Source organism: uncultured Lamprocystis sp. (assembly GCF_903933125.1).
Classification (GTDB): domain Bacteria; phylum Pseudomonadota; class Gammaproteobacteria; order Chromatiales; family Chromatiaceae; genus Thiodictyon.
The window spans coordinates 1-22844 of sequence record NZ_CAIZIZ010000270.1; the positions used below are offsets into that span (position 1 = coordinate 1).

Annotated in this window: 19 protein-coding genes; 14 read left to right on the top strand and 5 right to left on the bottom strand. The window is 65.9% G+C overall.

The window, feature by feature from the left end; all coding sequences use genetic code 11:
* Positions 1-539 precede the first annotated feature (539 nt).
* The 5 genes from QZY03_RS13310 (at position 540) to QZY03_RS13330 (ending at position 5918) form a co-directional block, all read left to right on the top strand.
* The gene (locus tag QZY03_RS13310; RefSeq protein WP_295581763.1) at positions 540-1442 is read left to right on the top strand and encodes a TIM44-like domain-containing protein; all 903 of its coding nucleotides are present in this window, start codon (positions 540-542) and stop codon (positions 1440-1442) included.
* A 13-nt stretch (positions 1443-1455) separates the two neighbouring features.
* Positions 1456-1884 (top strand): YajD family HNH nuclease, encoded by a 429-nt coding sequence (locus QZY03_RS13315; protein ID WP_295581765.1) that lies wholly within the window; start codon positions 1456-1458, stop codon positions 1882-1884.
* Complete coding sequence (rlmKL, locus tag QZY03_RS13320) at positions 1881-4064, top strand: bifunctional 23S rRNA (guanine(2069)-N(7))-methyltransferase RlmK/23S rRNA (guanine(2445)-N(2))-methyltransferase RlmL (protein WP_295581767.1); 2184 nt, start codon at positions 1881-1883, stop codon at positions 4062-4064. Before QZY03_RS13315 ends, rlmKL begins: the two co-directional genes overlap by 4 nt.
* 360 nt (positions 4065-4424) lie before the next feature.
* Complete coding sequence (locus tag QZY03_RS13325; RefSeq protein WP_295581769.1) at positions 4425-5279, top strand: alpha/beta hydrolase; 855 nt, start codon at positions 4425-4427, stop codon at positions 5277-5279.
* Between the two features lie 285 nt (positions 5280-5564).
* Positions 5565-5918 (top strand): PilZ domain-containing protein, encoded by a 354-nt coding sequence (locus QZY03_RS13330; protein ID WP_295581771.1) that lies wholly within the window; start codon positions 5565-5567, stop codon positions 5916-5918.
* Between the two features lie 179 nt (positions 5919-6097).
* On the opposite strand, the gene QZY03_RS13335 is transcribed toward QZY03_RS13330, so the two are convergent.
* Positions 6098-6508 (bottom strand): DUF2782 domain-containing protein, encoded by a 411-nt coding sequence (locus QZY03_RS13335; protein ID WP_363169856.1) that lies wholly within the window; start codon positions 6506-6508, stop codon positions 6098-6100.
* Between the two features lie 107 nt (positions 6509-6615).
* On the opposite strand from QZY03_RS13335, the gene QZY03_RS13340 reads away from it, so the two are divergent.
* Positions 6616-8622 (top strand): UvrD-helicase domain-containing protein, encoded by a 2007-nt coding sequence (locus QZY03_RS13340; RefSeq protein WP_295581774.1) that lies wholly within the window; start codon positions 6616-6618, stop codon positions 8620-8622.
* Positions 8623-8679: 57 nt separating this feature from the next.
* Positions 8680-9285: a hypothetical protein gene (locus QZY03_RS13345; protein ID WP_295581776.1), complete on the top strand. Its 606-nt coding sequence runs from the start codon at positions 8680-8682 to the stop codon at positions 9283-9285.
* A gap of 167 nt (positions 9286-9452) precedes the next feature.
* On the opposite strand, the gene topA is transcribed toward QZY03_RS13345, so the two are convergent.
* From topA to QZY03_RS13365, 4 genes are all read right to left on the bottom strand, one after another.
* Positions 9453-11759 (bottom strand): type I DNA topoisomerase, encoded by a 2307-nt coding sequence (gene topA, locus QZY03_RS13350; protein ID WP_295581778.1) that lies wholly within the window; start codon positions 11757-11759, stop codon positions 9453-9455.
* Between the two features lies 1 nt (position 11760).
* Positions 11761-12237, bottom strand: coding sequence for a DUF494 family protein (locus QZY03_RS13355; protein WP_295581780.1), 477 nt, complete (start codon positions 12235-12237; stop codon positions 11761-11763).
* 186 nt (positions 12238-12423) lie between these two features.
* A complete protein-coding gene (gene dprA, locus QZY03_RS13360) occupies positions 12424-13545 on the bottom strand; it encodes a DNA-processing protein DprA (RefSeq protein ID WP_295581782.1) in 1122 nt (373 codons plus the stop codon).
* Positions 13546-13551: 6 nt separating this feature from the next.
* The gene (locus QZY03_RS13365; protein WP_363169859.1) at positions 13552-14838 is read right to left on the bottom strand and encodes a LysM domain-containing protein; all 1287 of its coding nucleotides are present in this window, start codon (positions 14836-14838) and stop codon (positions 13552-13554) included.
* Positions 14839-15007: 169 nt separating this feature from the next.
* On the opposite strand from QZY03_RS13365, the gene def reads away from it, so the two are divergent.
* The 7 genes from def to QZY03_RS13400 are packed head-to-tail and all read left to right on the top strand — an operon-like array spanning position 15008 to position 22681.
* Entirely contained in the window at positions 15008-15541 is a 534-nt protein-coding gene (gene def / locus QZY03_RS13370) for a peptide deformylase (RefSeq protein WP_295581784.1), read from the top strand.
* Positions 15542-16492, top strand: coding sequence for a methionyl-tRNA formyltransferase (fmt, locus tag QZY03_RS13375; RefSeq protein ID WP_295581786.1), 951 nt, complete (start codon positions 15542-15544; stop codon positions 16490-16492). It begins immediately after the preceding gene.
* Positions 16458-18104 (top strand): 16S rRNA (cytosine(967)-C(5))-methyltransferase RsmB, encoded by a 1647-nt coding sequence (rsmB, locus tag QZY03_RS13380; RefSeq protein ID WP_295581788.1) that lies wholly within the window; start codon positions 16458-16460, stop codon positions 18102-18104. Before fmt ends, rsmB begins: the two co-directional genes overlap by 35 nt.
* Positions 18101-18709, top strand: a complete 609-nt coding sequence (locus QZY03_RS13385; RefSeq protein ID WP_295581790.1) for a DUF4390 domain-containing protein — start codon at positions 18101-18103, stop codon at positions 18707-18709. The genes rsmB and QZY03_RS13385 overlap by 4 nt, the downstream gene beginning before the upstream one ends.
* Before the next feature lie 33 nt (positions 18710-18742).
* Positions 18743-20938, top strand: coding sequence for an ATP-binding protein (locus QZY03_RS13390; protein WP_295581792.1), 2196 nt, complete (start codon positions 18743-18745; stop codon positions 20936-20938).
* A 24-nt stretch (positions 20939-20962) separates the two neighbouring features.
* On the top strand, positions 20963-22330 hold the full coding sequence (locus tag QZY03_RS13395) for a sigma-54 dependent transcriptional regulator (protein WP_295581794.1): 1368 nt from the start codon (positions 20963-20965) through the stop codon (positions 22328-22330).
* Between the two features lie 3 nt (positions 22331-22333).
* Positions 22334-22681 carry a tetratricopeptide repeat protein gene (locus QZY03_RS13400; RefSeq protein WP_295581796.1) on the top strand — a complete coding sequence of 116 codons (348 nt, stop codon included), beginning with the start codon at positions 22334-22336 and terminating at the stop codon, positions 22679-22681.
* The last annotated feature ends 163 nt before the right edge of the window (positions 22682-22844 follow it).

Sequence of the window (22844 nt, forward strand, 5' to 3'; positions counted from 1 at the left end):
ACTTCGCAGACCGACTACTCTGCCATTGATCCTGCCAGAAGCCCGCCGCGGTGTCTACCCCCTTGTGCGAACATTAACTTTCGTTAACCACCGCCAGCCCGCGCCGTGACTGCGGTCGCGCGGTCATGCTTCAGGGCTGCCCGCGACGAACGCATCAATAACCGCGACGAACGCGGCGGCACTGCGTCAGACCGGTTCGCCGGGCGCAATGCGTCGCGCAGGGTCAGGACTTGCGCAGTACCATGCAGTCCCATGACAATCCGCGACGTTTCGGTTGGCCCGAGGAACGAAGCCGGGCCTCACCGCGACTGAACACATCGCGCAGACGTGTCCGGTTACTGCCTCGCGCATGGTTTTCCACTCAAGGAACCCTTATCTAAAGGCGAAGTCGAACCATGCGTTGAAAAATCAACCGAAGGAACGCAACGCTCAGCGGCAGCGTCAAACCCGCAGTACCGCGGCGCCAAATAACCGCCGCATGGGATCGCACCGTTGACACGCATCACCTTCCAGCAACCATCTGAGAACCTGAGACGACCATGAAGCTCAACACACTCCTCTCTGCCGTGCTGACCCTGATAGTCGCCGGCCTCGTGACCCTGCCCCAGAGCGCGGACGCCCGACGCATGGGCAGCGGGGGCAATGTCGGTAAACAGTACAGCACACCGGCCCAGACCCAGACCCAGACGCCCCCGGCGGCAGCCCAGCGTCCGGCGCAGACGCAGTCTCCGGCGGCCGGCGCCGGTGCGCGGGCACCGCAGGCGAGCGGCGCCAGCCGCTGGCTCGGCCCCCTGGCCGGTCTTGCCGCGGGCGGACTCCTGGCGGCCATGCTCTTCGGAGACGGCTTTCAAGGATTCCAGATTATGGACTTCCTGATGATCGCCGCATTGGTCTTCGGCGGCTTTATGCTGTTCCGTATGTTCCGCCGGAGCCGGGCGACCCCGCTGCCGGCCGGTGCCGGGGCCTACGCCCGCATCCCCCTAAGCGGGAATATGCACGATACGGGCCACGTACCTGCCCAGGGCGTCCGTAGCGGCGCGGCGCCGTCCGGCAACGCGACTCCTGATCAGGCCCCGACCTGGTTCAACGGCGCCGAATTCGTCGTCGGCGCCAAGAGTCACTACGTCAACCTCCAGGCCGCCTGGGACAAAGGCGACTTCGCCGATCTCGAGGAGTATCTGACCCCCGAAATGAGTGCGGAACTCAAACGCGACCGGGCGCGGCTGAGCGGTCCGCAGTTCACCGAGGTCGTCAGTCTCCAGGCGGAACTGGTCTCGGTGCGGCGCGACGGCGACCAAGTCGTCGCAAGCGTCCTATTCTCCGGGCTGATCCGGGAGGACCAGCAGGGCACGGCGCAAGACTTCCGCGAGATCTGGCATGTGCAGCACGGCTGGGCGAACCCGAACGGCAACTGGTACGTGGCCGGCATCCAACAGGCTTAACGAGGTTCGGTCCATGTCTCCTACCAACGCCCCGCGCCACGGCAAGACCGGCAAGCCAATCGACACGGCGAAACTCGACCGCGTGGTCGCGGAGGCCCGCAAGGCCACGGACGAGCGGGCCGCCGGTTACCGCGAACAGGCGCTCAAGCTCTACCCCTGGGTCTGCGGACGCTGCAGTCGTACCTTCGACCGCAGCAACCTGCGTGAGCTGACGGTTCACCATAAGAACATGGACCACGACCACAACCCGCCGGACGGCAGCAACTGGGAACTGCTGTGTCTGTACTGCCACGACAACGAGCACCAGAAATACGAGGAACACCTTGCCGCCCTGGCCGCCGGACACGGCGGTCGGGCGTCGGGAGGCGTCGGCAGCGGGGTTAAGCAGACCACCCATAATCCCTTTGAAGCGCTGGCTGACCTGCTGAAGCAACGCGAATGAGCACTGTCGATGCAGGCCACAGCTCCTGTTACACTTTTTTCGCGACTGCGCCGCTCCACCTGGGCAGCCTGCTGGCCGAGGAACTGGATCGCCTGGGTCTGGCCGGGGCGGTCGAGGCGCGCGGCGGTGCGCGCTTCACCGGTACCCTGGAGGACGGCTATCGGGCCTGCCTCTGGTCGCGGGTCGCCAACCGCATCCTCCTGCCCCTGGCGCAGTTCCCGGCACATGGCAGCGAGTCACTCTATGCCGGCGCCATTGAGGTTCCCTGGGAAGACCACCTGACCCTCGATCGGACCTTCGCGGTCCGCTTCGACGGCATCCTGGCCGGGGCCAACAACAGTCAGTTCGCGGCACTGAAGGTCAAGGACGCCATCGCCGACCGTTTCGTTCACCGCACCGGGCGACGCCCGAGCGTGGACCCGGATCACCCTGATCTGCTGATCCATTGCTATGTTTTCCAGGACGCCGCCACCGTCGCCCTGGACCTCTCCGGCGGGTCCCTGCATCGTCGCGGCTACCGCGAGGAAGGGGCCGCCGCACCGCTCAAGGAGAACCTGGCCGCGGCCATCCTGCTGCGCGCCGGCTGGCCGGCTATCGCCGCCGAAGGCGGCGACCTGCTCGACCCCATGTGCGGCTCCGGCACCCTCGTCATCGAAGCCGCGCTGATCGCCGCGGACATCGCCCCCGGCCTGCTACATCAGCGCTTCGGCTTCCTGGGCTGGTCGGGGCATGACCCGGCGAGCTGGGCGCGACTCATCGAAGAGGCCGAGATTCGACGAGACGCCGGGCTGCACCGCCTCCCGTCACTGCGCGGCTATGACGCCAATCCGAGCACCATCCGCGCCTCGCTGGCCAATCTGGAGCGGGCCGGCCTCGCCGGGCGCGCCCATTTCGAACGGCGCGAACTGGCCGATTGTCACCCTGGGCGGGAAGGCGACCGGGGTCTGGTAGTCATCAACCCACCGTACGGCGAACGACTGGGCGCGGACACCGATCTGCCCGCGCTCTACGCCCGCATCGGCGCCACGCTCAAGGAGCGCTTCATCGGCTGGCGCGCCGCCCTGCTCACCGGCAATCCCGACCTTGGCAAATACATGGGCCTGCGCGCCACCCGCATGCACACCCTGTACAACGGCCCGATCGAGTGCCGACTGCTGCATTTCGATGTGGATCCGCGTTATTTCGTCTCCAATCGGCCGCGGGTGCTGGCTCCGGAGGAACGGAGTGACGGTGCGACGATGCTCGCCAATCGCCTCGTCAAGAACCTCAAGGCCCTGCGCAAATGGCGCGACCAACAGCAGATCACCTGTTACCGGCTCTACGACGCCGATCTGCCCGAGTATGCCGTCGCCATTGATGTCTACCAGGGCGAGCAGCGCTGGGTGCTCGTGCAGGAATATGCCGCCCCCGCCACCGTGGACTCGCGCGACGCGCGCCGCCGCTTGCGCGAGGCATTGAGCGTTATTCCGGAAGTCCTGGAGGTTCCCGAAACACAGCTATTCTTCAAGGTGCGCCGACAGCAGAAAGGCGACAGCCAATATGAGCGCCTGGGTGAGACCAACCGCTTTTACGACATCGCCGAGGGCGGCCACCGCTTCCTCGTCAATTTCGAGGATTACCTGGATACCGGACTCTTCCTGGACCACCGCGACACCCGGCGGATGCTGGGCGAACTGGCCGCCGGCAAACGCTTTCTCAACCTGTTTGCCTACACCGGCACCGCCACCGTCTATGCCGCCCGCGGTGGGGCCGTCACCACCACCACCGTGGATATGTCACGCACCTATCTCGACTGGGCGCTACGCAACCTGGAGCTCAATCAAATCCCCACCGTGGGACATGAAGTGATCCAGGCCAACGCGCTCGACTGGCTGCGCCAGGTCGCGGGTCGGCGCCGCTTCGACCTGATCTTCCTCGACCCTCCCAGTTTCTCGACCTCCAAACGCATGGACGAGACGCTCGACATCCAGCGCGACCATGTGGCCCTGCTGCGCGCCACGGTGCGGCTGTTGGAACCGGACGGACTCCTGATCTTCTCCAACAACCTGCGGCGCTTTCGGATGGACCTGGAGGCCATGCCCGAACTGGACATCGTAGACATCAGTGCGGAAACCCTCCCCCGCGACTTCGCCCGCAACCCGCGCATCCACAATTGCTGGCGTATCCGGGTAAGCCAATAAATTAAATCAGGCCCTTAGGAAATGCCTTCAGCACCGTTGTGATCTTCGTTGTCGTTGTCGTTGTCGTTGTCGTCATCGGATAAGCGATTCAATTTGCGCATGCGCAGCGCGCTGCCGATCGGGTTTCGATTCGCTACGTCGTGGGGCCTCGATCAAGATTCCGGCCACTTGGGCTCGCCGGGTGCGTAGTCAGGCCATCCTGGCCTGACATCGTCAGGGCTGGAAGCCCTGACTACGCACGCCGCCGGCCGGGATTACGATCAAGGCCATCGCGGGGACTGACCGGGCCGCCAAGCCTGTCATAAACTCGATTACGATTACGACAACGTTTACTTGTTATTGATTCTTAACCTAAGGGTGATGACGACGATGCTATTCCCGCGCTCCAGCTATCTGTCCATCGGCGACCACGAGATCCATCTAACCACCTGGGGCGATCCCGCGGCGCCCGCCCTGGTGCTGTGGCACGGGCTCTCCCGTAACGGCCGCGATTTCGATACCCTGGCCCGCCATTTCGCCGACCGCTACCAGGTGCTGTGCCCCGACACCATCGGCCGCGGCCTGTCGAGCTGGTCGGCGGCACCCGATGACGAGTACACCATCCCCGCCTATTGCGGCCACGCCGTCGCCTTGCTGGATCAATTGGGCATCGCCCAGTGCCGCTGGGTCGGCACCTCCATGGGCGGACTGATCGGCATGGCCTTGGCCGGCACCCCCGCGACGGCGGAGCGGATCGAGCGGCTGGTGCTGAACGACGTGGCGCCGCGGATCAACCAGTCGGCCATCGAGCGCATCAAGGCTTATGTCACCATCGTCCCCGAATTCGCGAGCATGGCCGACTTTGAGACCTTCTTGCGCACGGTCTACGCCCCCTTCGGCCACCTGACCGACGCCGAATGGCGACTGATGGCCGAGACCTCCATGCGCCGCCGCGACAGCGGCCGCATCTCGTCGCATTACGATCCGGCGGTGATGCGGGTCTTCGCCGAGCAGTTTCAGGACTTCGACATGTGGGCCATTTTCGACGCCATCACCTGTCCGGTGCTGGCCCTGCGCGGCGCCCAGTCGGACCTGGTCGAGCCCCAAGTCGCCGAGGAAATGACCCAACGGGGTCCCAAGCCGCGGCTGGTCACCATCCCCGGCTGCGGGCACGCCCCCGCCCTCAACACGGCCGAGCAGATCGCGGTGCTGGAGGGGTTCCTGGCGGGGATCTGAGGCGCTTGCTATCCGACAATCGCCTGAGTTATCGCGATCGGACGTGATAACCGGACCTGGGGGCTGGTTTCAAACCCGCCCCTACACCAAGGGTCTGTCCGGACATGCGGATCGAAGCTGTGGAAACGTTTGTCAAATAAGAAAAAAGCGGCGAACGGGGTCCTGATGCGGCGCGCGGCCCCGCGGACGGCGTCACGATTGTTTCATTTGAACTGCACGGCGTTGTCAACTATCGTATCTAAGATAATAAAGAAGTTGGATAAACTGAAAGGAGGAGATGCTCTCATGATGGCCGAACGCAGATACAGTGCCCGCCACCCGATCGACCTCAAGGTCCAGATCCTGTACCACGGGCGGCGCTTCCTGGGGGCCCAGGGGCGCAACCTGTCCAATCAGGGGATGTACCTGGAAGTGCGTAACGTCACGCTGCCGACCGGCACCCTGATCGAACTGGAGTTGGAGTGTCTGGGCCGGGAATGGTTGGTGGAGGCGGTGGTGACACACCGCTGCCGTTCCGGGGTCGGGGTCATGTTCCGTGAGCCCCAGCCGGAGATCTACCAGGGGTTGACCCACCAGGTACCCGTGATGCCCCCGCCGCAGGGGATGAGCAAGGAGCGCACTCGCCTGCCGCGCGGCTGAGGGTCGCATTTCATTGGATCACCGGTCGCGGGCGCCCGCAGGGTGAAGTCTTACCGTGAAAGCCCAGCCAAGACCTTGTGGGAGCGGCCTCCGGCCGCGACGGGGCCTCGCATGGGGGCCGGTGGCCGCTCCCACGACGGACTTTCATGGTCCGGCAATCCGCCGGACTCCGGGGGTCGTCAATCCCAGGTAAACAACACCCACTGCGGGATGCTGATGTTCTTGGGCGAGCTGTCGCGCACGTCCAGGGTGCCGTCCCCGTCGGTATCGACCAGGAAATAGGGCGGACCGAACTGCGGCTGGATCTTGACCATATAGAGCGACCCGCGGACCCGGTACTCATAGATGGTCTCATCGCCGCTCTCGCGGATGGTGATCTCGGGCTCCACCGGATCGCCGGCGACCGGCGTCGGCTCGACCGCGGGCGCCTGGAGGAAACCGCCCGCACCGTCGGCCGCCGACGGGGCCGGATCCTGGGCGAACACGGGGAGGCCAACTGCCGGAAGCAGCAGGGCCAGGAGCAGCAAAAAGGGCGCGGCGCGGTCTTTCATCAGGGGGGTCATCTTCGCCTGGTCGATAAAGGTGACCATGGTAGTACGAAAGGCGCCGGAATGCCTCCCCACACGCTGACATTGATCCATCGCGATACCGACCGGGCTCGGGCATAATCGGCCACCCTCCCCCCTGCACCCGGCACATGAAAGGCCTCAACCCCAGCCAAGACGAAGCCGTCCGCTACACCGCGGGTCCCCTGCTGGTGCTGGCCGGCGCCGGCTCGGGCAAAACCCGGGTCATCACCCGCAAGATCGCCCATCTGATCGGTGCCTGCGGTATCGCGCCGCGCCATATTTGCGCCGTCACCTTCACCAACAAGGCGGCGCGGGAAATGCGCGAGCGGGTCACCAAAGAACTGCGGGGCCGTGACAGCCGCGGCCTGACGGTCTGCACCTTTCATACACTCGGCCTGGATATCCTGCGCCGCGAACATGCGGCGGCCGGTCTGCGCCCCGGCTTCTCGCTGCTGGATGCCCAGGACAGCGAAGCCCTGATCAAAGAGCACCTGCGCGGCACCGCCAACCCCGACGCGCTCAACCCGGCGGCGGTCGCGCAGCGGATCTCGCGCTGGAAAAACGACCTGATCGACCCCGCCGCAGCGCTGAGCCATGCCGAGGACGATTACGAAGCGCAACTCGCCGGACTCTACGCCGACTACGAGCGCAGCCTGCACGCGTACAACGCGGTCGATTTCGACGCGCTGATTCTGGGACCGGTGCGGCTCTTTGCCGCGCATCCGGACCGGCTGGAGCGCTGGCAGGGACGCATCCGCTATCTGCTGGTCGACGAATATCAGGACACCAACGGCGCCCAATACGAACTGGTGCGCCAACTCGCCGGACCGCGCGGCGCCTTCACGGTGGTCGGCGACGACGACCAGTCCATCTACGCCTGGCGCGGCGCCCGCCCCGAGAATCTGGCGCGGCTCAAAGTCGACTATCCGCTGCTCCAAGTCATCATGCTGGAACAGAACTACCGGTCCAGCGCCCGCATCCTGGGGCTCGCCAATCACCTGATCGCCAACAACCCGCATGTCTTCGCCAAACGCCTGTGGAGCGATCACGGCCCCGGCGACCGGCCGCGCGTCCTGAGCTGCCGCAACGAGGATCACGAGGCCGAGCGCGTGGTCTCCGAAATCCTGAACCTGCGCTTCACCCATGGCGCACCCTGGGGTGAGATCGCCATCCTTTACCGCGGCAACCACCAGGCGCGCCCTTTCGAGAAGACCCTGCGCGAACACAGCGTGCCCTACTTCCTGAGCGGCGGAACCTCCTTCTTCGCGCGCACCGAAGTCAAGGACCTGATGGCCTACCTGCGCCTGCTCGCCAACCCGGACGACGACGCCGCCTTCCTGCGCGTGGTCAACACCCCGCGCCGCGAGATCGGGCCCACCACCCTCGAGGCTCTGGCCGGCTATGCCCGCGGCCGCGGCATCGGGCTCCTGGCCGCCAGCGGCGAACTGGGACTGGGCGAACACCTGGGCGAGCGCCAGCGCGAGCGGCTGCATACCTTCACCAGCCTCATCCAGACCTTCGCCCAACGCGCCGCGAGCGCCCCGACCACCGCGCTACGGGCGCTGACCGACGCCATCGACTACGGCATCTGGCTGCGCGAAAACGCCTCGAGCCAGGCCGTCGCCGATCGCCGCATGAGCAACGTCAACGAGCTGATCGACTGGCTCGGCGCTCTGAACAAAGGCGACCAACCCGAACGCACCCTGAACGAAATGGTCAGCCATCTCACCCTGATCGACGTCATGGACCGCCAGGAAGAAGCCGCCGGCGGCGACCGCGTCCACCTGATGACCCTGCACGCCTCCAAGGGACTGGAATTCCCCCACGTCTTCCTGGTCGGCATGGAAGAAGAACTCCTCCCCCACCGCACCAGCATCGAAGAAGACACCATCGAAGAAGAACGCCGCCTCGCGTACGTCGGCATCACCCGCGCCCGTCAGACACTCACCTTCAGCCTGGCGCGGCGGCGCAAACTCTACGGCGAGCTGATCCGCACCGAACCCAGCCGCTTCCTCGCCGAACTGCCGCAAGACGCCCTGGAGCGCGACGACCAGCGCGAACCCGACCCCGCCGCCAGCCGCTTGCGCGGGCTGGCGCATTTGGCCAACCTGCGGGGTATTCTGGGGCAAGAGTAGTGGATATGGCGCGCCGCGCGGTGTCAGGCGCCTGGCACGGCGGTCGCGCCGCCAGTCATGGTCATCGCACCTTGCAAAGTTTGGCGCGACGAGTGGCTGGGTATCGAACTGCCCCCTGGCAACGGTACCCCGTGGGCCATCGCGGTCGACGGTCAAACCCACCATCACACTGGCGCCACCGATACGCGATTCATCCCCTTTGATTGCCCGCCATTGCCGGGTAGCGCCAAGGGGTCGCGCGGGGACGCCCTGAGCAAGTCATTCTCCCGCTGGGATGACGGACGCAACAATCGCTTTCTCGCCTTCGACTCCGCTGGTCTGCTCGAGCATCAGGGGCTCGAATCGCACTGCACCTGTGGGAAGGTCCATCGGGGCACCTTTCCCGCGGGGGTGTCGGCGCCGGTGCAGTACGGAGCGCACAGCAAAGCGGCGGTCGTGCAGTTGACCCACCACCACATGCTGCCGCTGGCACGCACCGGTGAGCTGATGGGCGATCTGTTCGGCCTGCCGATGTCCGACGCCACGGTGCTGGCGATCCAGGCCGAAAGCGCATCGCCCACTATCACGCCGCCTATGACCAGATCCTCACGACTGGGAAAGCCGCCAACCCGCGGACCCCACCCTCGGGTAAACGCGGTCGGACCAAGCAGAGCAAGGCGCTGAATCTCATCGACCGCTTGCGCCTCTACGCCGACGATGTCTGGCGCTTCATGACCGATCCCGGGGTCCCCTTCACCAACGACAACGATTGTGTTCGTGTCTAACTTGTTATTGACTCGTTAAGACAGTGACGGTCACGTATGAAAGCGTAGCACACCCGAGGGCGAGGGCTAGCCCTCCGCGTCCGCAGCCGTGTCCGCCGTCTCCACCGGCTCGCTGAAGCCGCACTCTTTCTGCGGACAAACCCGCTCGGCCCCTTTGCGCTGGGTCGTCTTGAGCGTCAGGACCGGCCAGCCGCATTTCGGGCAAGGCTCGGCAATGGGTTCGTTCCACACCGCGTAGTCGCACTTCGGATAGGTGGAACAGGAGTAAAAAAACTTGCCGCGCCGCGATTTCTTCTTCTGCAGGGTGCCCTTGCCGCACTTCGGGCAGGCCACGCCGGTATCCTCCGGACGCTCCAGCGGCTCGATGTGCTTGCATTTTGGATAGCCGCTGCACCCGATGAACTTACCGTAACGGCCGTTCTTGACCTCCAGGACCGAGCCGCAATCCGGGCAAACGCGGCCCTCGATGACCTCTTTCGGCTCCGGCTCGGCTCCGTCGACGGTGAGGTCGCGGGTGTAGTCGCACTCCGGATAATTAGTGCAGCCGATGAAACGACCGTTCCGTCCGAGCCGGATCGAGAGCGGACCGCCACATTTGGGGCACAGTTCATCGATGCGCTCCTGGGTCACGTCGCTGCGCTTGACGTGTTCCTGCGTATGATCGATCCGCTCTTTGAAAGGCCGCCAGAAATTCTCCAGCAGCGGGACCCATTCCTCTTCACCGCGGGACACGGCATCCAGTTCGTCCTCGAGCCGCGCCGTAAAGTCGTAATCGACATAGGTCCTGAAATGTTCGGTAAGAAACTTGTTGACCACGCGCCCGACATCGGTCGGCTTGAAACGCTTGGCGTCCAGCACCGCGTACTCGCGATCCTGTAAGGTGGAGATGATCGAGGCATAGGTGGACGGCCGGCCGATCCCGTACTCCTCCAGCGCCTTGATCAGGGTCGCTTCACTGAAACGCGGCGGCGGCTCGGTGAAATGCTGTTCGGACCGAATGCCCAGCAAATCGACCAAATCCCCCACGTCCATCGGCGGGAGCATGCTGTCCTCATCATCATCGCCCGTGCTGGCGTCGTCACGACCCTCCAGATAGACCCGCATGAACCCCGGTTCAGCCACGGTCGAGCCGGTGGCGCGAAAGGTATTGCCAGTCCCGGCACTCAAATTCACCGAGACCTGATTGATCAGGGCATGCGCCATCTGACAGGCGAGCGTGCGCTTCCACACCAACTCATAGAGCCGGAACTGCTCCGCACTCAGAAAGGCTTTGATCTCCTTGGGTTCACGCAGAATCGACGTGGGGCGGATCGCCTCATGCGCCTCCTGAGCGTTCTTCGCCTTGGTCTTGTACAGACGCGGTTGCTCGGGCAGGTGATTCGCCCCGTAGCGCTCGCTGACATAGAGACGGATCTCAGCCACGGCCTCTTGGGCCAGGTTCACCGAGTCGGTCCGCATATAAGAGATGAGCCCGACGGCGCCGCCGCCGACATCCACACCCTCATAGAGTTGCTGGGCGACCCGCATGGTGCGTTGCGCGGTAAAACCGAGCTTGCGCGCCGCCTCTTGCTGCAGCGTGGACGTAATGAAGGGCGGGGCCGGGTTGCGCTTGCGCTGCTTGCGCTCGACCTGCTCGACCCGCAGGTGGCCGGCGGCGGCCGCTTCCAGGGCGCCCTGAACCACGGCCGCCCGGTCGCCATCGGTGATGGTGAATTGCTCCACCTTGGCGCCGCCGAATTCGATCAGGCGCGCCATGAAGGGCCGCGCCGCGCGGTCACAGTCGGCCTCGATCGACCAGTATTCCTGCCGGACGAAGGCTTCGATCTCGATTTCACGCTCGCAGATCAGCCGCAGGGCCGGACTCTGCACGCGCCCGGCCGAGAGCCCGCGTCTGACCTTTTTCCACAGCAGCGGCGACAGATTGAAGCCGACCAGATAATCCAGGGCGCGGCGCGCCTGCTGGGCGTTGACCAGGTCGTAGGCCAGTTCCCGCGGATTGGCGACCGCCTCCTGGACGGCGCGCTTGGTGATCTCGTTGAAGACCACGCGATGCACCGGCTTCTTGCCGATCTGACGGCGCGCTTTGAGCAACTCGTACAAATGCCAGGAGATCGCCTCCCCCTCGCGGTCAGGGTCAGTCGCAAGATAGAGCGCATCGGCATCCTTGAGCTTCTTGGCAATCGCCTGAACGTGCTTTTCATTGCGCTCGATGATCTGGTATTTCATTTCAAACCCATGCTCCGGGTCCACCGCTCCCTCTTTGGGGATCAAATCGCGCACATGACCATAAGACGCGATGACATCGAAGTCCGGGCCCAGGTACTTCTGAATGGTCTTGGCCTTGGCAGGCGATTCGACAATGACGAGATTCATACTAATGCAGATACTCGGGTGCTTCGTTATAAACCAGATCTTCCATCCGGGTGAAGGCGGCCTCACGGCCCGGACGGTTCAGCAGCACCAGGAGTACGACCCATTTAATCTCGTCCACCGAGACTTGAGGATGATCAATGGCCAGGGCACGTTCGATCACCAACTCACGGCTGGCCGGATCGAGGATGCCGCTTTGCTCCAGAAACAGCAGGAAGCCGCGCCCTTCCACGTCCAGCTTGGCGCATTCATCCTCCGCGTAGACACGCATAGACCCCGCCGCATGGCCATGATAGGACGGGGTCTGCGCACCCTTGGCCAATTCGTCGAGCCAGCAGAGCGCCTTGGCGATCTCGCCCGCGCTGAAGCCGGCCTGGCTCAGTTCGTCCTCCAACTCGCCCTGATCCACCGGGGGCTGCCCCTCATCATCCATGTAGTTCTCGAAAAGATAGATCAGGACATCAACCATGCTGTCGTACATCAACCAACCTCAGTGAACGGCGCCAGCCCGCGGGCTGACTGGAACGTGCTCCTTTCGGCGCGGTCGGCTTGCAGCACCGATGCAGATCGACTCGTCAGCCCGGAGGGGTCCGCTGACGTCCCGCGGCCCCCCGCCCGGCAACCCGCGGCCAGGCCCGCGGACACGGCGGTGAACGCCGCTCCGGAGTCATTCCCGGACACGGCAGTAGCAGCCTCCGGCACCGGATGATACATGACCCTCTAACTCCAACACCAATAACATGGACGACACCGCCTCCGCGGGCAGCCCGGTTTCGCGGATCAACGCGTCCGGTGAGACCGGGTCAAAGCCCAGTGCGGCCAGCAGCCGCTGGTAATCCGGGTCCAGGCCGTTGCCCGCGGCGCCACCCCCGACGCCGGCAGCGTCGATGCGCCCATCGATCACGCCATCCGCCATGGCCCGACGCAACAGCGGGCTCAACTCAGCCAGCACCTCTGCCGGGTCCTCGACCAGATGCGCGCCGTCGCGGATCAGCGCATGGCAACCGCGCGCCAGCGGATTGCGGATCGAGCCCGGCACCGCGAACACCTCACGACCCTGCTCTCCGGCCTGCCGGGCGGTGATGAGCGAGCCGCTGCGCAACGCCGCCTCGGTGACCAGGATGCCCAACGACAACCCGGAGATGATGCGGTTGCGCCGCGGGAAGTTGCTGGCCCGCGGCCCTTCACCGGGTGCGAACTCGCTCACCAGCGCCCCCTGTTGCACGATCTGCCTGGCCAGATCGCGGTGGCCGGCCGGATAGACCCGATCGGGACCTGTACCCAGCACCGCGATGGTCTTGCCCTTCGTCAGCGCACCTGCATGGGCGGCGCCGTCGATCCCGGTCGCCAATCCGCTGGTGATGACCAGCCCACAGGCCGCGAGACGGCTGGCGAAGTCGCGCGTAATCTCCCGTCCGGTCGGGGTCGGATTGCGACTGCCGACGATCGCCACCTGGGGCTCAGCCAGCAATTGCGGATCCCCGCGGACATAGAGCAGGATCGGGGGATCCGGGATCTCGGCCAGCAAGGGTGGATACCGCGGATCGTCGCGGGCCAGGATGTAGGCCTCCGGCTGCGCCGCCCAGGCCAGGACCGTGCCGATCCAGTCGCGGTTCGGCTGCTTGATTGCCGTGACCGCGTCAGGCCGCAGCCCCAGTTCGGCCAAAGCGCCGGCGCTGGCCGCGACCGCCGCATCCGGACTCCCGAAGTGTGCGATGAGCCGGGCGCAGGTCCGCGGCCCGACCCCGGGGGCCGCGGTCAGCGTCAGCCACGCGTCGAGGGAGGCCAAACGGGCTCAGGCCGGCGGCGGAGCGATCTTGTCGTTGATGCGCATCGGCCGCGAAGCCTCCAGGATAATGGCGAAGCTCACCCGCTCGAACGTGCGAAAAACCATGAGGACGCCGGAGCGCTCGAAGGGATGGATGAAGGTGCTGCGCGTCCGACGCATATCGGTGGTGGGCGGCAGCGGCGTGTTGGCATCCGGCTCATTGGCACGCCAGCGGCGGGTCTTCCAGTCATCACCGAACCAGAAGGCGCCGGACAAGGGCGTCTCTTCCTTCCAGTTCCAGTTGTAGCCACCCCGCCGGACCAGATCCTGCTCCTTGTTACCACCTTGATAAATCTCGAACACATGACCGGTCTGCACCTTCTCGCGGGTGCCGAGATTGATGACCACCACATCATACTGACCCACCTGGGTCACCCCGTTCAGCACGCTCAGAATCTGACCACGCAGCCCGACGGGGCCTGGCCGCGGATAAAAATTGGAGAGTGACTCTTCCAGCGCCGCGGGGATGACCCGATCGCCGATGGCGATCTCACGCTCGGAACGCATCACCCGCAACTTGGCGGGATCGCCGACCCGCTCGAGTGCCGCATTCGCGACAAAGGTCGCCTCGTAACCCAACACTTCGTTGGTCTTGGGGTCGCGCAAGGCATCACCGGGACGCAGGACCTGAAAGCGGTCCGGCGTGGCGCGGTCGATCCGCCGCACATAGATGGTGTCGCCGATGCCGGCAACGATGCGCTCGTCCGGGAAGCCGACGACATAGGGGGCACGCTTGACCTGATCCGACTCGGCCACATAAGGCTGAGTGAGGAAGGGGCCGATGTACGCGATCGGGATGGTGGGAACCGCGTCCTTCAGCGAGGTGACCCGCACCCGCGGGTGGAGCTTGACTACCCGCATGCCGCCCTGATAACCAGCGTCCGACGCGTCGCTCCGATCGACGCCGATCCGCGGCTGACCATCAACCATCGTCAGGCGCAGCACGTCACCCGGGTAGATCAGGTCGGGGTTGCCGACGTCGCCATTGGACCGCCAGACCTCGCGCCAGCGCCAGGGGTCCCGCAGGAAGCGGCCGGCGATGCTCCACATCGTATCGCCGGTGTGGACCGTGTAGCTGCTCGGCGCATCGGGCAGCAGTTCCACCCCCTGCGCCGCGGCCACGCTGACCAGGAGCGCGGCTCCAAACAGCAGCACCAGGCCCCGGCGGGCCAAACCCGCACGCGCGCGGAACCGGGCATGGACGCGCGGGCTGACGCGAGCCGCACCAACGACAGCAAGGATGTGAGCGGGCATGGATCCTCCGGCGGGGTCGATTCCAGATTCACCCGACCCCATTAGGCGTGTAGTATGCATCGGATAGTAGCGCATGGTACCGCGGCGCTTCCAGCAACCAAGCGGGCAATCTCACCTCCCGCGAACGGCCCATGCTCCAGCGGAACCAGCTTCGAACACAATTTCAGGTATGGCACAGCTCGAAATCCTCACCTTTCCAGACACCCGCCTGCGCACCCAGGCCGCGCCGGTGGCGCGGGTCGATACGCGGATCCGACAGATCGTCGCCGATATGTTCGAAACCATGTACGCGGCCCCAGGCATCGGACTGGCCGCGATCCAGGTTAACATTCCGTTGCAGATCGTCGTCATCGACTGCTCGGAGGAGCACGACCAGCCCATGTGTCTCATCAACCCGCAGATCCTGGAACTCCGCGGGGTCGAGCAGATGGACGAGGGCTGTCTGTCGGTCCCCGGATTCTATGAGCCGGTCACGCGCGCCGAGGCCGTGCGGGTCAGTGCGCTGGACCGCACCGGCACACCCTTTACCCTGGACACCGACGGGCTCCTGGCGGTCTGCATCCAGCATGAGGTCGATCATCTGCATGGGAAACTTTTCGTCGACCATATCTCCGCCCTGAAGCGGCAGCGTATCCGCCGCAAACTCGAGAAGGGTCAGCGCCAGAACAAACCCGCGGAACAGCCGCGGCGGCGGGTCATCTGATTGCGTATCCTCTTCGCCGGAACACCCGAGTTCGCTGTACCCTGCCTGCAGGTTCTGATCGCGGGCCGACATGAGTTGGCCGCGGTCTACACCCAGCCCGACCGGCCGGCCGGCCGCGGGCGCAAGCTTGCGCAGAGCCCGGTCAAGCTCGTCGCCTTGGAGCACGGCATCGCCGTGCGACAACCCGAATCGCTCAAGCGCGACAAGGAGGCGGTGGCGGCCTTACGCGACCTCAATGCCGACCTGATGGTGGTCGTCGCCTACGGTCTGCTATTGCCGCGCGGCGTGCTCACCGCCCCGCGTCTGGGCTGCATCAATGTCCACGCCTCACTGCTGCCTCGCTGGCGGGGCGCGGCCCCCATCCAGCGCGCCGTGCTGGCGGGAGACAGCGAAAGCGGCGTCTGTATCATGCAGATGGAAGCCGGACTGGATACTGGTCCGGTCTACCACCGACTCAGCACCCCGCTGGCGCCCCGGGAGACCGGCGGCAGCCTGCACGACCGGCTCGCCGCCTTGGGCGCGCGAGCACTGAGCGAGGCCCTGCCCGGCATCGCCGACGGCTCCCGCCAGCCGCAGCCGCAGCCTCAGGATCCGACGCTGGCCACCTATGCCCATAAGCTCACCAAGGAGGAATCCACGATCGACTGGAACCAGCCGGCCGCCGCCATCGAACGTCTGGTGCGCGCCTTCGATCCCTGGCCCGTGGCCCAAACCCGGTTTCAGGGGGAACCCTTGCGCATCTGGTCGGCCGAATGCGTCGCGCCCGTGGACCCCCTATGGAGCACCGGCGGCGCGCCCGGCAGCGTGGTCGGCACCGACCGCACGGGGATTGCCGTCGCAACCGGCGACGGCATTCTGAAGATCACCCGGCTGCAACCGCCCGGCAAGCGCCCCATGGACGCCGCCGACTTCCTCAATGCCCGTACGATGGATGGCGTATACCTTGGCTGAGCGGCGTTCCGCCCCCCCCTCCGATCGCGGACCCTACCGTTCGCCCGACCGTCGCCCCCAGGAGCCCGAGGCGCCGGGTGCCGCACCGCGCGATGCTGACGCCAACCCCTGGCCGCAACGCCTCCCGGAGCGTGACCGCCCCGCGCAGCGCGGCGACCCGCAGCGCGCCGGACCACCCCAACGGGAGTCCGGTCGCGGGCACCCCACGGACGACTCCAGGCGCGGCGGGCGCTCGGTCTGGGGCCAACCCGCGGGGCCCCGCGGCACAACGCGTACCAATGACGGTGCCGACGCACGCGCCGCCGCCGCCATCGCGCTCCATCGGGTCCGCGACCGCGGACAGTCCCTGACGCGGGTCCTCACCCAAACCACCCTGCCCCACCCGCCGGCCGACCGCGCGCTCACCCAGGAGTTGATCTACGGCGCGCTGCGCTGTCTGCCGCGCCTGGAGGCCCTGGTGGGGATGTTGCTGCACCACCCGGTCAAACCGAGCGACCGCGACCTGGAGGCCGTGATCCTGATCGGACTCTACCAGCTCACGGTGCTGGACACGCCGCCCCATGCCGCGGTCGCCGCCACCGTCGAGGCGGTCCGGCTGATCGGCAAGCCGGAGAAGACCGCGCTGGTCAACGCCCTGCTGCGGCGCTTCCTGCGTGAACGCGAGGCCCTGCTGGCGGCGGCGGATGCGCTGCCGAGCGCCCGCTGGCTGTTCCCCGACTGGCTGCTCACCGCCCTGCGGCACGACTGGCCGGACGATTGGGAGGCCATCGTCACCGCCAGCAACGCCCGCCCACCCATGAGCCTGCGTGTCAACCGCACCCGTGTCGATCGGCGCACCTACGCGGGGCTGCTCGCCGCGGCCGGAATCACCGCGCGCCCCATCCCCGACACCGAATCCGGACTGATCCTGGACCGGCCGGTGCCGACCCAGACGCTGCCCGGTTTCGCTGCCGGCCTGGTCTCGGTCCAGGACGGCGGCGCGCAGCTCGCCGCGCAAATCCTTGATGCACCGCCCGGCAGCCGCGTACTCGACGCCTGCGCCGCGCCCGGCGGCAAGACCGCCAACCTGCTGGAGCGCGTCGGCAATGCCCTGGATCTGGTCGCCATCGACAGCGAGACCAGCCGCCTGGACAGCGTCCGTGAGACCCTGACCCGACTCGGGCTCACCGCCACGGTCGAACGCGCAGACGCGGCCGCACCGCACGGCGACTGGATGTCGCCGCCCTTCGACCGTATCCTGCTCGATGTGCCCTGTTCGGCCACCGGGGTGATCCGGCGACATCCGGACATCAAATGGTTGCGCCGCGCCGCGGACATCCCCGAACTCTGTACGTTGCAGGCGCGCATCCTGGACGCGATGTGGCCCCTGTTGGTCCCGGGCGGGCGGCTGCTCTATGTCACCTGTTCCCTGCTCGCCGCCGAAAACCAGGACCAGATCGCGGCCTTTCTCGGCCGTTGGCCGGATGCCCGCGAATGCCCGCCGGCGCCCGATCCGGCGGCCGACCAAGCGGCCTCATGGAGCCAGACCCGCACCCACGGGCGCCAGTTGCTGCCCCGCCCCGGCGGCAGCGACGGCTTCTACTTCGCGTTGATCGAGAAGTCCGCCCCATGAGGCTGGCGGGCGCGGGCGGATGTCGCCGGCCGCGGTGGCGCGCCCCGCGCGACCGCCGACCGGGTCGCTGGTGGTGGCTGATCCTGGCGCTGCTGCTGGTCGGCAGCGTGCTGGCCCAGGAATTTCGTGTCACCCAGGTACACACCCGCCTGGTCGACGGCACCTACACGCTCGACGCCACGCTCGGCTTCGATTTCTCGACAGAGGCGCTGGAGGCACTGGCCAACGGCGTCCCACTGACCATTCTGGTGCACCTCCAGGTACGGCGCAGCGACGCCTGGATTTGGGAGAACAGCGTCACCGACCAACAGGTCCGCTATGCCATCCGCCACAAGCCGCTCTCCGAAACCTACGAGGTGTACCGGCTGCCGGGCACCTCGGGACGCACCTTCGTCACTCGGGAAGCCGCCATGACCGCGCTGGGCGAAATCCAAAACCTGCAATTAGTCGAGCAACGGCGGCTGACCGCCGGGGAAAACTACGTCGTCGAGATCAAGGTCTCGCTGGACATTGAGGAACTGCCCCTGCCGCTGCGGCCGATGGCCTACCTGCGCCCGGCCTGGAAACTCGCCAGCGGCTGGACCAAATGGCCGCTGACGCCTTAGCGCAGCCGCGATCACACGCCTGATGCACCTGCAATGAATCTGCGCATCCTCGGTATGGCCCCCGTCGCGGCCCTGGTCGTCGGCTTGTTCGTCGCCCTGGTACTGATGCGCGATGCGATCGAGAACTCCGAGGCACTGAGCCGCGCCTTCGTGCCCCTGCTGTTCGCGGTGCTGGCCGGCCTGCTGGTCCTGGCCGTGCTGGTGGCGGTGAACGTCATCAAGCTGGTGCGCCGCTACCGGCGTCAGGCCGCCGGTTCGCGTCTGACCTTGCGCATCGTCACCCTGTTCGCTTTGATCTCGCTCTTGCCGGTGGGCGTGGTCTATTACTTCTCGCTGGGCTTTCTGCTGCGCGGAATCGACAGTTGGTTCGACGTGGAACTCGGCCGTGCCATGCAGGATGCCCTGTCGTTGAATCAGGCCTCGCTGGATCTGAATCAGCGGGTGCTCGGCAAGTATGTCGAGGCGCTGCTCTCCGGCATCCAGGATCGCTCATCCACCGCCATCGCGCTGGCTCTGAACAGCATGCGCCGTCACGCCGGGGCCGAGGAGTTAACCGTGTTCGCGGCCGGCGGCCAGGTCCTGGGCACCGCCAACCAGAACCCGGCCAAGCTGGTTCCCAGCTTCGGCGACCGGGCGATTCAGCAGGAGGTGCGAGCCGGCAACAATTATGTGGGGCTGGAAACCGGGCCGGGTGACGACCTGGTGATCCGGGTCCTGGTGCAGGACCCGAGCAGCCGGCCGATGTACATGCAGGCCATCTTCCCCACCTCCAGCCGGATCTCCGAACTCTCCGAAGGTCTGGAGACCGCCTATAACCGCTATACCGAACTCGCCTATCTGCGCAGTTCACTCAAGTTCAGTTTCTCGCTGACGCTGTCGCTGGTCCTCCTGTTCGGGCTGATGGCCGCGCTGATCGCCGCCTTCCATACCGCCCGCCGCCTGGTGGCGCCGGTGGCCGATATCGCCCGCGGCACCCGCGCCATCGCCGCGGGCGACTATGAGCAACAACTGCCGCTGCCGAAACACGACGACGAACTGGCCTTTCTCGTTGCCTCGTTCAATACCATGACGCGGCGGATCGCCCAGGCGCGCGATGCCGCGGCGCGCAGCCAACAAGCCGTCGAGACCCAGCGCAACTATCTGGAGACGGTGCTCGGCCGGCTGTCGTCCGGGGTCGTCACGTTCGACGATGCCCAGCATCTGCGCACCGCCAATCAAGCCGCACGGCAAATTCTGAACCTGGAGGTCCGCACCGACGCGGAGCGGACCCTGAGCGACCTCGAGCAGGAACAACCCTGGCTTGCCCCCTGGACCGAGACGGTCCGCGTTCATCTGGAATCAGGCCAGGACTGGCGTCAGGAACTCAGTCTGGCCCGCAGCGAAGGGCGCCAGACGCTGATGTGCCGGGGCAGCACCCTGCCGCTACCGGGCAACGCGGGACGTGGGCATGTCGTCGTCTTCGATGACATCAGCACGCTGATCAGCGCCCAGCGCAATGCCGCCTGGGGCGAGGTCGCGCGGCGCCTGGCGCATGAAATCAAGAATCCACTCACCCCCATCCAGCTCTCCGCCGAACGGCTGCGCCACAAGTTGCTGGCCAAGGCGGATACCGCCGATGCCCAGATCATCGATCGCTCCACCAGCACCATCATCGCGCAGGTCGAGGCGATGAAGGCGATGGTCAACGACTTCTCGGACTATGCCCGTTCTCCCAAAGCGGAACAGCAGCCCCTGGTCCTCGACCGGCTGGTCCAGGAAGTCATGGACCTCTACCGCAGCGCGGGGTCCGGGGCCCTGACGCTGAACCTGGGCGCCCCCGGCGTCCTGGTGCGCGGGGATGCGCTGCGCCTGCGCCAGGTGATCCACAATCTGATCAAAAATGCCCAGGAGGCTTTGGAGGGGCGGCCCGACCCGCGGATCGACATCAGCACCTGCCGGTACGACCCGCAAGCGGCCTCCCAAACCGGCAACTGCAATGGCGCGTCCGGCGGTGAGCAGGTGCTGATTCAGGTCGCGGACAACGGCCCCGGCTTTGAGGCCGAGATCAAAGATCGCGCCTTCGAACCCTATGTCACCAGCAAGTCGAAGGGCACCGGACTGGGATTGGCCATCGTCAAGAAGATAATCGAGGAGCACGGCGGTATGATCATCGCCGAGAACACCGGCAGCGGCGCGATCCTTCGGGTCCGGCTGCCGGTCTGGCAAGCGAGTCCGCAAGCGGCGGCATAAGGAGCGAGGCGAGTACACAGACCCATGAGCGCTAACCATATCTTGGTCGTCGATGACGAACCCGACATCCGGCGTCTGGTCCAGGAAATCCTGGAGGACGAAGGTTACCGGGTCAGCGGCGCGGAGAGCGGTAACGCCGCGCGCCTGGCCCTGCGCGAACGCCGGCCCGATTTGATCCTGCTCGACATCTGGATGCCCGACCTGGACGGCATCAGCCTGCTCAAAGAGTGGTCCCAGGACGAGGGGCTGCCCTGTCCGGTGATCATGATGTCCGGTCACGGGACCGTCGAGACCGCGGTCGAGGCGACCCGGCTCGGGGCCTACGATTTCCTGGAAAAGCCGCTGTCCATGGCCAAGCTCCTGCTGACGGTGGAGCGTGCCCTGGAGGCCGAGAAGCTGCAGCAGGAAAACATCGGGCTCAAGCGCCGCACCCCCCAGGTGCAAGAACCGGTGGGCCGCAGCGCGGCCATGCAGCGCCTGCGCGAACAGGTCAAGCGCATCGCCGCCCACGACACCTGGGTACTGATCACCGGCGAATCCGGCAGCGGCCGCGAGACCTTTGCCCGTTACCTCCATTCACAGAGCGCCCGCCGGGATCGCCCCTTCGTGGATCTCAGCGTCTCGGCCCTGGCCGGCGGCAACGCCGCGCGCGAACTGTTCGGCAGTGAGCACGGCGGTCTGACCCACTACGGCAACCTGGAGAAGGCGGCCGGCGGCACCCTGCTCATGGACGAGGTCGCGGATATGGATCTGGAGGCCCAGTCACTCCTGCTGGGTGCGCTGGACAGCGGATCCTTCCTGCGCGTCGGCGGTGCCGAACCGGTGGCGATCGACGTCCGTATCGTTGCCGTCACCCAGCGCAATCTGGAAGAGGAGGTCCGGGCCGCCCGCTTCCGCGAGGACCTGTTCTATCACCTGAACGTGGTCCCGCTGAACATCCCGGCCCTGCGCGACCACGCCGAGGATGTCTCGGACCTGCTGAACTTCTATCTCGACTACTTTGCCACCCACGAGAAGCTGCCCTACCGCCGTTTCAGCGTCGGCGCCCAAAACTTCCTGCGCAACTATCTGTGGCCCGGCAATGTCCGGGAACTCAAGAATCTGGTGCAGCGGCTCCTGATCCTCGGCTCCGGCGATGAGATCAGCCAGAAGGAGGTTGAAAGCGCCCTCGGTGCCCCGGCTCCGGCGCAGGCGCAGTCACTCGAAGGCCTGGTGTCCTTCGACCAACCGCTGCGCCAGGCGCGCGAGCAATTCGAGAAAGCCTACCTGGACTACCAACTCGAAAAGCACGTCGGCAACGTCAGTAAGATGGCCAAGGAGGCCGGCATGGAACGGACCCACCTGTACCGCAAGCTGCGGTCGCTGGGGGTGGAGATCAAAGAACGGCGGTAACCCATGTCCATCATCGACAACTTCGAAGCCATGCTCGCCCGCGGTCAAGACTCCGCCCTGTTGCGCTACGGACTGGGCAACGCCTACCTGAAGGCGCAGCAACCCGACCGGGCGGCCGAGCACTTGGCCCTGGCGGTCCGCCAGGACCCGGACTACTCCGCGGCCTGGAAGCTCTACGGCCAGGCGCTCGCCGCACTCGCACAGCACACCCAGGCCATCGACGCCTTCGATCAGGGCATTGCCACCGCGCAACGCAAGGGGGACATCCAGGCCGCCAAGGAGATGCGGGTCTTTCGCAAACGGGCAGCGCAGGGTGCGATCAGAACCGATGTGTTGACGTCGATCCCGTAGGGTACGCATCGCGTACCCACCGAGCAGCGGCAACCTCTGGGGCCGGGTCCGCGATGCGTACCCTACAGCCACCGGACCTTCTCACGGACCGGGCGTCGTTGTCGTAATCGAACAATCCGATCACGGCTCAATTGTAGTTCCGCTTCTCCCCGCCGGATTTTAA